Source organism: Streptomyces sp. NPDC058619, from assembly GCF_042717785.1.
Classification (GTDB): domain Bacteria; phylum Actinomycetota; class Actinomycetes; order Streptomycetales; family Streptomycetaceae; genus Streptomyces.
The window spans coordinates 78,363-91,069 of sequence record NZ_JBHXQN010000023.1; the positions used below are offsets into that span (position 1 = coordinate 78,363).

General features: G+C 73.7%; 11 protein-coding genes and 1 pseudogene. 5 read left to right on the forward strand and 7 right to left on the reverse strand.

The features are described 5' to 3' along the window. The first annotated feature begins 26 nt into the window (after positions 1-26). The 3 genes and pseudogenes from ACFWTC_RS22700 to ACFWTC_RS22710 form a co-directional block, all read left to right on the forward strand. The gene (locus ACFWTC_RS22700; protein ID WP_383915336.1) at positions 27-341 is read left to right on the forward strand and encodes an ArsR/SmtB family transcription factor; all 315 of its coding nucleotides are present in this window, start codon (positions 27-29) and stop codon (positions 339-341) included. Between the two features lie 39 nt (positions 342-380). Then, the gene (locus ACFWTC_RS22705) at positions 381-1,172 is read left to right on the forward strand and encodes an aquaporin (protein WP_383915337.1); all 792 of its coding nucleotides are present in this window, start codon (positions 381-383) and stop codon (positions 1,170-1,172) included. Further along, positions 1,169-1,793: pseudogene (locus tag ACFWTC_RS22710) on the forward strand (FAD-dependent oxidoreductase); the annotation flags it as partial. The gene ACFWTC_RS22705 and the pseudogene ACFWTC_RS22710, both read left to right, overlap by 4 nt. Before the next feature lie 347 nt (positions 1,794-2,140). Here the strand turns inward: ACFWTC_RS22710 and ACFWTC_RS22715 are convergent. Next, positions 2,141-3,757 (reverse strand): MFS transporter, encoded by a 1,617-nt coding sequence (locus ACFWTC_RS22715; protein WP_383915338.1) that lies wholly within the window; start codon positions 3,755-3,757, stop codon positions 2,141-2,143. 258 nt (positions 3,758-4,015) lie between these two features. Then, on the reverse strand, positions 4,016-5,227 hold the full coding sequence (locus tag ACFWTC_RS22720) for a glutamate--cysteine ligase (RefSeq protein WP_383915339.1): 1,212 nt from the start codon (positions 5,225-5,227) through the stop codon (positions 4,016-4,018). A 214-nt stretch (positions 5,228-5,441) separates the two neighbouring features. Here ACFWTC_RS22720 and ACFWTC_RS22725 point away from each other — a divergent pair, with 214 nt between their 5' ends. Beyond that, a complete protein-coding gene (locus tag ACFWTC_RS22725) occupies positions 5,442-6,704 on the forward strand; it encodes an MFS transporter (protein ID WP_383915340.1) in 1,263 nt (420 codons plus the stop codon). 84 nt (positions 6,705-6,788) lie between these two features. On the opposite strand, the gene ACFWTC_RS22730 is transcribed toward ACFWTC_RS22725, so the two are convergent. From ACFWTC_RS22730 to ACFWTC_RS22745, 4 genes are all read right to left on the reverse strand, one after another. After that, complete coding sequence (locus tag ACFWTC_RS22730) at positions 6,789-8,147, reverse strand: carboxyl transferase domain-containing protein (RefSeq protein ID WP_383915341.1); 1,359 nt, start codon at positions 8,145-8,147, stop codon at positions 6,789-6,791. 9 nt (positions 8,148-8,156) lie between these two features. Then, positions 8,157-8,432 (reverse strand): hypothetical protein, encoded by a 276-nt coding sequence (locus ACFWTC_RS22735; protein WP_384074398.1) that lies wholly within the window; start codon positions 8,430-8,432, stop codon positions 8,157-8,159. Positions 8,433-8,525: 93 nt separating this feature from the next. After that, positions 8,526-10,097 carry a GAF domain-containing protein gene (locus tag ACFWTC_RS22740; protein WP_383915343.1) on the reverse strand — a complete coding sequence of 524 codons (1,572 nt, stop codon included), beginning with the start codon at positions 10,095-10,097 and terminating at the stop codon, positions 8,526-8,528. Beyond that, positions 10,094-11,131: a rod shape-determining protein gene (locus ACFWTC_RS22745; RefSeq protein ID WP_383915344.1), complete on the reverse strand. Its 1,038-nt coding sequence runs from the start codon at positions 11,129-11,131 to the stop codon at positions 10,094-10,096. The genes ACFWTC_RS22740 and ACFWTC_RS22745 overlap by 4 nt, the downstream gene beginning before the upstream one ends. Positions 11,132-11,342: 211 nt before the next feature. Here ACFWTC_RS22745 and ACFWTC_RS22750 point away from each other — a divergent pair, with 211 nt between their 5' ends. Then, a complete protein-coding gene (locus ACFWTC_RS22750) occupies positions 11,343-12,053 on the forward strand; it encodes an esterase/lipase family protein (RefSeq protein ID WP_383915345.1) in 711 nt (236 codons plus the stop codon). On the opposite strand, the gene ACFWTC_RS22755 is transcribed toward ACFWTC_RS22750, so the two are convergent. Further along, the gene (locus tag ACFWTC_RS22755; RefSeq protein WP_383915346.1) at positions 12,050-12,673 is read right to left on the reverse strand and encodes a hypothetical protein; all 624 of its coding nucleotides are present in this window, start codon (positions 12,671-12,673) and stop codon (positions 12,050-12,052) included. The genes ACFWTC_RS22750 and ACFWTC_RS22755 overlap by 4 nt on opposite strands. Positions 12,674-12,707: the final 34 nt, after the last annotated feature.

The following is a 12,707-nucleotide window of genomic DNA, read 5'->3' on the forward strand; positions in this document are numbered from 1 at the left end:
CCCAGATGATGTGACAGTATCAGCACATGATGACGTCAGTCGACACTGATCTGATCCGGGTTCTGGCCGACCCGCTCAGGCTCCAGATCGTGACCCTCCTCGCCCGCGAGACGCTCTGCACCACCCACCTCGTGGAGGAGACGGGCGCCAAGCAGACGAACCTTTCCAACCACCTGAAGGTGCTCAGAGAGGCCGGGGTGGTGGAGACCGAGCCATGCGGGCGGTACATCTACTACAGGCTGCGCCCGGAAGTCATCGAAACCCTCGCCGGTCAGTTCGCCGACCTCGCCCAGACCGCGCGGTCCACCGCCGAAGCGAACCTCAAGCGGTCCTGTCCATAGTTTTTCGCGCCTTGCCTCCCTGCCCGAGGAGAACTCGTCTTGACCGCCACCGAGCCCGTCGCCGCCCCCGCAGCAGAAAGTCCCATAGCCGCCGACGTGCCCCAGCCCGCACCCGGCGCGACCCCGCCCCGCACCCCGCTGATCGCCCGCGCGGCCGCCGAACTGGTCGGCACCGCGGCTCTGGTCGCGATCGTGGTCGGCTCCGGCATCCAGGCCACCGAGCTCACCGACGATGTCGCCCTGCAGCTGCTGGCCAACTCCACCGCCACCGTCTTCGGCCTCTTCGTCCTGATCACTCTCCTCGGGCCGGTCTCCGGCGCCCACTTCAACCCGGCCGTCACCCTCGCCGAGTGGTGGAGTGCCCGCCGCGGCGGCGCCGGCGTCACCGCACGCGAACTCGCCGTCTACCTGCCCTCCCAGATCGTCGGCGCGATCGTCGGCGCGATCCTCGCGGACGCGATGTTCGGCGAGCCGCTGGTGAAGTGGTCCACCCACGACCGCTCCGCCGGCAACCTCCTCCTCGGCGAGGTCGTCGCGACCGCCGGTCTGATCCTGCTGATCTTCGGCCTGGCCAAGAGCGACCGCCTCCGTTTCGCACCCGTCGCGGTCGCCTCCTACATCGGCGCCGCGTACTGGTTCACCTCCTCCACCTCCTTCGCCAACCCGGCCGTCACCATCGGCCGCGCCTTCACCGACACCTTCGCCGGAATCGCCCCGGCCTCCGTGCCCGGCTTCATCGGCATGCAGCTGATCGGCGTCGTGGTGGGGCTGGCGCTGGTGGCGGTCATCTTCATGCGCCCCAAGACCGAGCAGGGCCAGCCGGCGGCATGAAGCAGCGCACGGACGTGGTGGTGATCGGCGGCGGCCAAGCAGGACTCGCCGCCGGCTACCACCTGCGCCGCCTGGGCGTCGAACACGTAATCCTCGACGCACAGGTGGCGCCCGGCGGAGCCTGGCAGCACGCCTGGACTCCCCGCGCCTGTTCTCCCCGGCCCGGTACTCCTCGCTGCCGGGGCGGCCCATGCCGCTCCAGCCCGGCCAGACGTACCCGGACGCGCAGCATGTCGTGGACTACCTCGCCGACTGCGAGAAGCGGTACGACCTTCCGGTCCAGCGCGGCGTGTGGGTCGACCCGGTCCACCGTGACGGTGCCTTCCTGCGCGCCGAGACCGATTGCGGCGACTGGCAGGCCCGCGCGGTCATCAGCGCCACCGGTACCTGGACCCGCCCGTTCATCCCCGCTGTCCCCGGCCGCCGGGAGTTCGCCGGCCGTCAGCTCCACACCGTGCAGTACAAGAGCCCGGCCGAGTTCGCCGGTCAGCGGGTGATCGTGGTGGGCGGCGAGCCTCCGGCGCCCAGATCGCAGCCAACCTCGTCTCTGCGGCCGATCTGACCTGGGTCACCCAGCGTCCGCCCCGCTACCTGCCCGACGCCCTTTCAGCGGCTGCGGTCGTGGTGGTCACCCAGAGCCTCGTCGAAGTCCTCGGCATGGTCGTCTACGCCCGCTTCGTCCCCCGCCGTTGGCGCCCAGGACGGCGAAGCTGCCGTCGCGCCTGTAGCGGGCGAAGGCGACCAGCATGGTCGCCAGCGACACCAGTGTCTTACCCGCCCCACTGCGAGCCGCAGGTGCAGAAACGATCGCGCCTGCGGCTTTGGCGTGTCCGGGCTCTGTCGCACCCTCAGGCGAGGCGCGTGCAAGCCTCTGGCCCCCCGCAGGACCCGTCGCGGCCTGCCGTGGACGGGGGTCCCGGGTGCGTCCCGGCCGGATGGTGCCGGGGAAGCGCCTTGCGCGGGGAGGGTTACGGCTCCGCCGAGCGCGGCTGGGTCGATGGGATCCGCTGGGAGAAGAACAGGGCGAGGAGCGCGGCGAGGGCCAGGATGGCGAGTGCCGCGCGCAGGCCGTCCAGCCTGGCCGCGGCGTTGGCGTCCAGAGCCGCCTGGGACACCTCCGCATTCGTGCCGGCCTCGTCGAGCGCGGTGACGAGCTGGGCGTCGGAGAGGAAGGGGGCGCCGCTCTGGAGTTGGACGCCGGTCTGGGTCTTGACGCTGGCGGGGACCGCCGGATTCGCCTCGATGCTGGCCAGGAAGGAGGACGTGAGTGCGGCGATCATGATCGATCCGGCGAGTGCCGTGCCGATCGAAGCGCCGAGGTTGGTCACGGCGTTCTGCACGCCGCCGACCTCCGCACTCTGGGCCTGCGGCACCGCGGACACGGTGACCGAGCCGAGCTGGGACGCCAGCGCGCCCATGCCCAGTCCGATCAGCAGGAGGGGGCCGGTGACGACTTCCGCGCCGGCGTCCGCGTCGAGCGCGGCCATCAGAACCACCGCGCCCGCGAGCAGCGCAAGGATTCCGAGCCGCACCACTCGCCGCGGCGAGACGTCCGGGAGGAACCGCGGGATCAGGGTCGCGGCCGCCAGCAAGCTCACCGAGAGGGGCAGGAGGCGGGCACCGGTCTCCAGTGCCGTCAGGCCCAGAGCGACCGACAGGTAGAGCGGGACGACGAAGAAGACGCCCATCTGCACGAGGTACTGGAAGAAGAACATCGTCAGGCCGCCGGTCAGCTGCTTGTTCCGCAACATGCCGGGGTCGACGAGGGGATCCCCGCGCCGCTCGACGACCCTCGCCTCCCAGCGCAGGAAGAGCCAGATCAACAGCAGGCCCGTCAGCATCAGCCACGTCGTCAGGGACACGCCGATCCACGAGGGCGTGCCGGGCTTCGGCTGGAAGAAGCCCCATTCGCCGGACCGGAGCACGCCGTAGACGAAGGCCCCGAGCCCGAGCGCGGAGAGGACGGCGCCCGTGAAGTCGATGCTCCGGCGCTCACCGGGCGGGGCGTCCGCGATGCGGCGCGCGAGCAGGAGGATGCCCAGCACCACCACGACCTCGCCGGCGAAGACCCACCGCCACGAGAAATAGGTCGTCGCGACCCCGCCGACGAGCGGCCCGACCGCGATGGCCACGGCCCCTGCCGCCACGACGAGTCCGTAGGCGGCGGGGCGCCGTTCGACGGCGAAGTTGCCGGCCACGAGCGCCACGATGGCGGGCAGGATGAGTGCTGCTCCCAGTCCCTCCAGGAACGCCCATCCCAGCAGCAGTACGGGCAGATTCGGCGCGAGGGCCGTGGTGAGGGAGCCGGCTCCGTAGACGCAGCATCCGATCATGAACGCACGCTTGCGGCCGATCAGTGCTCCGATCTTGCCCCCGGGGATCATGAACATGGCCATCACGAGGGTGTAGGCGGTGATCGCGCTCTGGACGCCCGTCACCGTCGTGCCCACGTCCTCGGCCACCGTGGCGATGGAGACGTTCATGACGGAGCTGTCGAGCGCCATCAGGAACTGACCGGAAGCGAGCGTCAGCAGGACGATACGAGCCTTCGCGGAACGCTCGGCGGTACTTACCCGGGAAGCCATGGGCGCATCGTCCCAGCCACCAGGGGGGCAGCCGGGCTGGCGCGCCAGGCGGTCAACCGGACGGAGGGGGCCCGACGCACGTGACGCGTGGGCCGGATGCGTACGAAACACCCGCCGGGGTCAGGCGGGGTGCGGACGAGCCTCGTGGCCGAGCCGCCCACCCGCCCACCCGCCCACCCGCCCACCCGCCCACCCGCCCACCCGCCCACCCCGAGCGGCCGGTACACGTACAGGTCCGGAAGGACTGCGGCCGGGTGGCTAGACGTTCTCCGTCTCGTCGGCCATGTGTCGCAGTACGTCCGTCAGGTCCTGGCGGTGGGCGAAGGCCGCGCGTTGGCGGTGGGCGCCCGAGCCGTCGCGCAGGAGGCCCGCCAGGGTCTTCGCCGCGTGGTCCAGGTCGCCCACGGCCGCCAGTTCCGGGGCGACCAGGTCCAGCAGGGCCTCCGCGAGGTCGGCCGCGGGGAGCTCCGCGCCCGTGTGGGGGTCGAGGCCGAAGCCCTCCAGCCCGTCGTGCGCCGCCCGCCAGCGCGCCAGGCGCAGTACGTCGTCCCGCAGCGCCGGCTCCGGGCGACGCTCCGCGATCTCCCGCAGGGCCGTGGCCACCAGGGCCCGGGTCAGCTCGGCCTGGAGGATGGCCGTGTCGATGTCCGCGGACATGTCCGGCGCCCGGATCTCCAGGGTCGGCCAGTGCCCCGAGGGGCGGAGGTCCCAGTAGACCATCTTGGTGTCCAGGGCCGCCCCGGAGCCCAGCAGGGTCTGCACCGAGCGCCGGAAGTGCGCGGTGGAGGTGTAGTGCGGGGGCAGTCCCGCCGAGGGCCAGCCCGCCCAGGCCATCGCCCGCCAGCTGGCGTGGCCGGTGTCGCGGCCGCCCCAGAACGGCGAGTTGGCGGCCAGCGCGATCAGCGTGGGCAGCCAGGGCCGGACCCGGTTGGAGACGGCCACCGCCGTGTCCACGTCGAGCGTGCCGATGTGGATGTGGCGGCCGCAGCTGACCAGGGTCTCGGTGAGCGAGCCGAAGCGGCGGTGCTGCTCGCGCTGGCGCGGCTCGTCGTCGGTCAGGTGCAGCGGCCCCTCCACGGCCACGACCGGCGAGGGCGAGGCCAGCAGCCGGCAGCCGTGGGCGCGGGCCGCGCGCGCGAGGGTGCGGCGCAGGGCCGCGAGCTCCTTGCGCAGCGCGGCCGCCGAGTGCGTGACGGGGGTGGACAGCTCCACCTGGTAGCGGGTGCCCTCGGGGTGCAGCTCGCCCGGCAGGCCGCCGGCCGTGGCGAGGACGAGCCCGGCGGCGGGGACCACCCGGAACGTACGGGCGTCGACGAGCAGGAACTCCTCCTCGACTCCGACGGTGAGGGGGACGACGGGGGGGACGGCGGGCGGGACGCCGGGACGCACCGTGTGGTGCGCGGCGCCGGTACGCGGGGTGCCGGTACGCGGGGTGCTGTCGCTCGTGGTGCTGTTGCCAGGTTCGATCACTACGCCTCCCTGGACATACGAGTCTTTTCATCATGAGCCGAACACGAGGCGGGGAGCGCACGCCGATTCGGTCAAATGTCGGGTGATAGTGGCGGGTTAGCGGCAAGCGCCCGGCCGCGTCGGGGCTCCGGGGCCGAGTGGGGCGACTGTGGCCGCTGTGTGAAGCGGGGGAAATCGTCTGGGTCGTGCGGCCGGGCGGTGGTTACCATCCGCTGTGACCCGTACGACCGCACCCACGCGCACCCGGCTCCGGATATTCGCCGACCTCACTCCACTGCGCACCTCTGCGCACTACCGGCGGCTCTGGACCGGCAGCATGATCTCCTGGGTCGGGCAGGCGATGACCGCGCTCGCGATCTCGCTCCAGGTCTACGACATCACCGGTTCCAGCTTCTCCGTCGGGCTGGTCGGCCTCTTCTCGCTCGTCCCGCTCGTCGCCTTCGGCCTGTACGGCGGTGCCATCGCCGACACCCTCGACCGCCGCAAGCTCGGCCTGTACGCCTCCCTCGGCGCTGCCGCGCTGTCCCTCGCGCTGGCCGGGGCGGCCCTGCTCGACTACCACCGGGTCTGGTTCCTGTACGCCGTCGTCGCCCTCCAGTCGGTGTGCGGCGCGCTCAGCGGTCCGGCGCGCTCGGCGATGATCCCCCGGCTGCTGCCGGCCGAGCAGCTGCCCGCCGCCAACGCCCTGAACTCCGTCACCATGACCACCGGGACCATGGCCGGTCCGATGCTCGGCGGCCTGATCGTCGGCTGGTGGGGCTTCCAGGCCGCCTACCTCATCGACGCCGTGACCTTCTGCGCCGCCCTGTACGCGCAGTGGCGGCTGCCGTCGATGAAGCCCGACCGCGCCGAGGGCGTGCGGGGGCGGGCCTCCGTTCTGGACGGCCTGCGCTTCCTCGGGACCAGGCCCAACATCCGGATGACCTTCTTCTCCGACCTGGCCGCGATGGTGCTCGCCCAGCCGAAGGCGCTGTTCCCGGCCATCGCGGTGCTGTGGTTCGGCGGCGACGCCAAGACGGTCGGCCTGATGGTGGCCGCCCCCGCCCTGGGGGCGATGCTCGGCGGGGTGCTCTCCGGCTGGCAGGGCCGCATCCGCCGGCACGGGTTGGCGATCCTGCTCGCCGTCGCCTCGTGGGGGCTGGCCATCGCGGCCTTCGGACTCACCCGGAACCTGTGGATCGGGCTGTTCTTCCTCGCCATGGCGGGGTGGGCCGACACCATCTCCATGGTGTTCCGGTCGACGATGATGCAGGCCGCGGCCCCGGACGAGATGCGGGGACGGCTCCAAGGCGTGTTCATCGTGGTCGTCGCGGGCGGCCCCCGGCTCGGGGACTTCGTCGCCGGCTCCGTCGCCGACCTGACCTCGCCGGCCGTGGCGATCACGGGCGGCGGGCTCGCGTGCGTCCTGGTGCTGGGCCTGCTCGCCCTGCGCTGGCGGGGCTTCGCCCGCTACGACGCGAAGTCGCCGCAGGCGTAGCCCCCTGGGGCCGGGCGTCGGGTGGTCGGGCGTCCACCGGCTGCCGGGTGCGGTCGCCGCCCCCGGTGCCCGGGGGCCGTCCGGTCAGCCGGTCCGGAGCGGGACCACGCCCCGTGCCACGCCCAGGGCCACCAGGTCCTGGGGGCGGATGCGGAGCTGGTCGGCGGTCGCCGGGGCTGCCTCCGGGGGCCGCTTGAGGATGGCCGCCGCCAACTCCGGTGCGATCACCGAGAAGTAGCTGTCGGGGGTGACCCAGGTGTTGCCCGGCGCGGCCAGCGCGAGGGCGCCGCCCGAGCCGCCCTCGCCGATCAGCAGGGTGGTGACGGGCACCGCCGCCGAGGCCAGCGCCGCGAAGACGTCCGCGATGGCGGGCCCGGCGCCCGCGTGTTCGGCGGCGGCGTCGTTGGCCGCGCCCGGGGTGTCCACCAGGGTGAGCACGGGAATGCCGAGCCGGTCCGCGAGCCGGACGACGCGGGCGGCCGTCCGGTAGCCGGCCGGGCGGGTGGCGGTGCCGCACTGGGCGGCGTACGCGACCGCGCGGCCCTCCCGCAGCCCGAACCCGCACAGCATTCCCGGGTCGGTACCGCCCGCCCGGTCCCCGGAGAGGGGCAGGCGCAGCGCGAAGTACGCGTCCAGGTAGGCCCCGGCGCGCGGCCGGTCCGGATGGCGGGCCTGGCGGACGGCGTCCCAGCCGGTCTCCGGCGGTGTCCCGTCGTGTACGCCGCCCAGCGCGGCCGGCGGCTCGACGGGCCCGCCGGGGCGGGGCGCGGTCAGCACGCGGAGCCAGTCGGCGAGGGTCCCGGGCAGCTCGGCCGGGGGTACGACGGCGTCCACGTGCCCGGCGGCGTACTGCCCCTCGGCCGTGTAGGCCGCCGGGTCCGCGTCCGCCGGGCGGACCCGGGAGCCGGCGAAGCCGACCTGCGCCCCGGGGAGCGCGAGGACCACGTCGGCCCCGGCCCCCAGGGTGGCCCAGCCGCCGCCGGTGGTCGGATCGCGCAGGACGGCCAGCTGGGGGAGTCCGGCGGCGCGGGTCAGGACGCACTGGCGGGCCACGCGCTGGAGCTGGGTCAGCGCGAGCATGCCCTCCTGCATGCGGGAGCCGCCGGTCGCGATCAGGGAGACCAGGGGCAGGCGGTGTGCGCGGGCGTGGGCGTGGGCGGCTTCGAGCCGGTCGCCGGTGCGCTGGCCAAGGGAACCGCCGAGGAAGCCGAACTCGAAGGAGATCACGGTGGCTTCGACGCCCCCGAAACGGGCGGCGCCGGTGACGACGGACTCCTCCTCGCCGGTCCGCCGCGCGGCGCGGGCGCGGGATTCGTCGTACCCGGTCCATCCCAGCGGCCCGTCGGGCGCCGACTGGCCCGGGGGCGGCGGGAGTTCGGCGAAGCTGCCGGCGTCGGCGAGGGAGGCGATGGCCGCGCGGGCCGAGAGGCGGGTCGTCGTCACGGGGCCACCCTAGGCGGTGCCGTCGCGGTCAGGGCAGGCCCGGTGCGGGAGGCTGCCCGGCGGGCAGGGCGCGGGACGCGGGGAGGCGGCCGCGGCGAAGAGGAGCACGCCGAGCGGGCGCAGATCCGGGCTGACGGCCGAGGCGGCGGTGCCGGCCACCACCAGGACGGGGCACCGGGGGCTGACGCGACGCCGGACCACGAGCCGGACCACGAGCCGGACCACGAGCCGGACCACGAGCCGGACCACGAGCCGGACCACGAGCCGGACCACGAGCCGGACCACGAGCCGTACGAGTCCGACGTGGAAGAGCGGCGGGCCCGCGTCCGCCGGGGCGGTGGATCCGATGCCCCCGGAACGCCGACTCCCCGCCCGCCCCTACAGCGGTGACTCCCAGGTCACCGTCGTGCCGCGGGACGCCGACTCCGTACGGCCGTCGTCCGACACCGTCAGGCGGACCCGGGACGGGGTCGCGTCCACCTCCACCTCGATGGAGGCGACCTCGCTGCGGCGGTGCGCCGCGGCCAGGGCGCCGCGCAGGACGGAGAGCAGGTCGCTCGCCACCGGCTCCGGCAGCAGGGCGTCCAGCGGCCCCGCGAAGTGCACCGACGGCTGGAAGCCCAGCAGGACCGCCGCGCCTCCCGTCTCGCGCAGGACCCGGCCCCGGAAGGTCGTCGGGGCGTCGGACGGCGGCTGCTGGAGGGCGAAGATGGCGGTGCGGACCTCCTGGATGGTGGAGTCGAGCTCGTCGACGGCGCGGGCCAGTTCGTCGCCGACGGTGTCCCCGGACGCCGCGTTCGAGGACCTCCGCCGGGTGCTCTCCAGCATCATCTCCGTCGCGAACAGCCGCTGGACCACCAGGTCGTGCAGGTCCCGGGCGATCCGGTCGCGGTCCTCGTAGACCGCGAGCTGCTCCCGGTCGTGCTGGGCGTCCGCCAGGACGAGGGCCAGCGCCGCCTGCGAGGCGAACTGCGAGGCCAGCAGCCGGTCCACGGCGTCGTACGCCGGTCCGCCCCGGTCCCGGGGCAGGGCCAGGGTGCCGATCAGCTGCCCGCCGCTCTGCAGGGGCAGCATCATGCTGGGGCCGAAGCGCTCCCGGACGTGCGTGGTCATCCGGGGGTCCGTCGCCGAGTCCTCTATGAAGACGGCTTCCCCGCCGAGCAGTTGCTCCAGGACCGGGGAGCCGGGCGCGATCGCCGTTCCCATCAGGTCCCCGGGTTCGCCCTGGGTGGAGGCGGCGACGATCTCCATGCCGCCCTCGGGGGTGGGCTGGAGGACGACCCCGGCCGCGGCGTCCGCCAGCAGCCGGGCCCGTTCCGCCACGCACATCAGCGCGTCCGCGGCGGGGCGGCCGGCCAGCAGGGTCGTGGTGACCGCGGCCGCGCCCTCGATCCAGCGCTCCCGGCGGCGCACGGTCTCGAACAGCCGGGCGTTGCCGATCGCTATGCCCGCCTGTGAGGCGAGGACGCGCAGCAGGGCGAGGTCCTCGTCGGTGAAGGAGCCGCCGCCGTGCTTCTCGGTGAGGTAGAGGTTGCCGAAGACCTCGGTGTGCACCCGGATCGGAACGCCCAGGAAGCTGTGCACGGGCGGGTGGCCGGGCGGGAAGCCGGCCGACCGGGGGTCCTGGGTGAGATCGTCGAGCAGCAGCGGGCGCGGGTCGCCGATCAGGGATCCGAGCAGGCCGGAGCGGCCGTCCGGGAGGTGGGGCACGGCGGCCCGCTCCGCCTCCGTCATCCCGGAGGTGAACAGCCCGGTCAGCCGGACGCGCTCGGGGTCGATGACCCCGAGTGCCCCGTACCGGGCCCCGCACAGCCCGGTCGCCGAGTCGACGATGTGCTGGAGGGTGGAGTGCAGCTCCAGTTCGGAGCCGACGCTGAGCACCGCCTCCAGCAGGACGGGCAGGCTGGGCGGCTCCTGGTACCGGTCGGGCTCCCGTCCCGCGTTCGTCATCCGGCCAGCGGGTTGAGAACCATGGGTGCGATCTTCCCTTCGAGCATCGCGCCGAGACCGAGCACGGCGCACACGTCCGGCCGTTCCGCGATGGCGACGGGCATGCCGGTGGCGTCGCGCAGCATCTGGTCCAGGCCCGGCAGCAGGGCGCTGCCACCCACCATCATGATCCCCCGGTCCGTCAGGTCCGCCACCAGGTCCGGCGGGCAGTCCCGCAGGACCTTGCCGATGCCGTCGAGGACGGCGGTCAGCGGGGTGAAGATCGCGTCGCGCACGGCGGCGGTGTCCACATGGACCGAGCGGGCCAGACCGGTGGCCACGTCGCGGCCGTGGATCAGGGTGGAGGCCGGACCCTCGGCGGTGATGCCGTTGCCGTGCAGCGCCAGCTGGAGCGGCCGGACCGCCTGGCTGGGCAGCATCAGCTCGTGCGCGTGGCGCAGGTGCTGGACGATCGCGTGGTCGATGGCCTCACCGCCGACCGGGATGCGCTCGGCGGTGACGATCGAGCCGAGGGAGAGGACGGCCACCTGGGTGGCCGCCGCCCCGCACACCATGATCATCGTCGCGGTCGGCTGCTCCACGGGCAGGCCACAGCCGACGGCCGCCGCGATCAGGGTGTCGACCAGCTCGACGCGGCGGGCGCCGAGCCCGACCAGGGTCTCCACGGTCGCCCGCTGGGCCAGCGGGTCCGCGTCGTGCGGGGTGCAGGCCGCGGCGCGCAGCCGGGGCTTGCGGCGCAGGGCGCGCCGCAGCTTCTCGCCGAGGAGGTGACGCAGCATCCGCTGGGCCATCTCGATGTCGACGACGGTGCCGCCGGAGACGGGGCGCACGACCCGGATGTAGTCGGGCGTGCGGCCCGTCATCCGCTCGGCGAAGGTTCCGACGGCGATGAGCGCGCCGGTGCGCGTGTTCACCGCTGCGACGCTGGGCTCGTCGACGACGAGGCCGGCTCCCTTGACGTACACGCGGGTCCGGGCCGCGCCCAGGTCGACGGCGACGTGGCAGCGGCGCAACTGCTCAAGACTGACGGTCACGGCAGATCCTCCCGAGAGCGCTGACGCAAGAAGACCGGCGGACCGCCGGTCGCTTCTCATATCATCCCGGGCATATGGGGTGAACCGCCTGTTGGGATGCTCCGGCCGGGGGTGCCGGGTGCCTGCACGGGGGTGGATTTCTGTACCGACAGACAGCACCATGCGCGCACCGCACGCACTACTCGTGCGTAACAAGGTAAAGGGGGAAACGATGCTGACGACCCGCCAGAGACTCCTGGCACTTCTGACGCTCTGCCTGGCGCTGCTGGCGCCCTTCCCGGCCCATGCCGCCGACCGGGGGACCGGGTACGCCCCCGGCCAGGCGCCCCCGCGCAATCCGGTGGTCTTCGTCCACGGTTACAACGCCGACCCCGGCGTCTGGGGGGCCCTGCGCGAGGACCTGCGCGCCGCCGGGTACGCCGACTCGGAGCTCTTCTCGTGGGGTTACGACACGCACCGGTCCGTCAACGAGGTCCTCTCCGGCCGGCTCGGCGCGTACGTCGACGAGGTCCGCCGGCAGACCGGCGCCGCCCGCGTCGACGTCGTCGCGCACTCCTTCGGCTCGCTGGTGAGCCGCTGGTACGTGAAGTTCGGGGGCGGCGCCGCCACCGTCGACCACTGGGTCTCGCTGGCCGGCCCCAACCGCGGCACCTCCACCGCCTGGGCCTGCGCCCTGTGGGACCAGGCCTGCCGGGACATGACGCCCGGTTCGTACGTGGTGAAGAACCTGAACGCCGGGGACGAGACCCCGGGCGCGGTGAGGTACGCGACGTTCTGGTCCCCGTGCGACGAGATCGTCAACCCGGACGACAGCGTCCCGCTCGCCGGAGCCGCCAACGCGCAGGTCGGCTGCATCGAGCACAACGACCTGCTGGGCGACGACGCCACCTCGGCGGGCGTACGGGCCTTCCTCGCCTCCTAGGCGTGTCGCCCCTGGACCGTGTCGTCCTCAGGTCCCTGGGGGGTGTCGGCGAACCCGACCCGCTGGAGCAGGCCGTAGGTGAACTCCGCCACGCAGGGCCGCCCCCCGGCGGCGAACGCGAGGCGCCAGCGGGTCGGCGCGGTGCCCTCCATCGGCCGCGCCGGCGCGAAGGCGCGCGCCACCTCGTCCACCGTCGCCGACCAGGGCAGCAGGTCCTGCGCCGACTCCAGTACGGGACCGGCCGCGCCGGGGGCCCGGACCAGCCACTCGTTCCACACCGCCCCGTCCGGCGCGGCCAGCACCTCGAACCGCAGGTCGGGCCAGAGCGGCACCGGCCACATCAGGGCCTCGCACTCCAGATCGCCGATCTTCCGGCGCTCGGCGGACTCCGCCGGGCCCAGCACCGAGCGGTACCGGGCCAGGGCTCCGCGCGAGCGGGGCGAGCGAACCATGGCCTGCCAGCGCTTGTTGGCCTCGCGCTGGTCCGCGAGCGAGGCGCCCAGCCGGTGCCGGGCCCGGTCGGCGAGGTCGGGCTGGAAGTCGGCCATCCGGCGCAACAGCACGAGCTGGAAGGCTTCCGGGCCGAAGGGCCCCGGGTGTCCGGGCGGGGTCGCTGTCATGGAGGCCACGATTCCACACAGGATCCTTACGTTC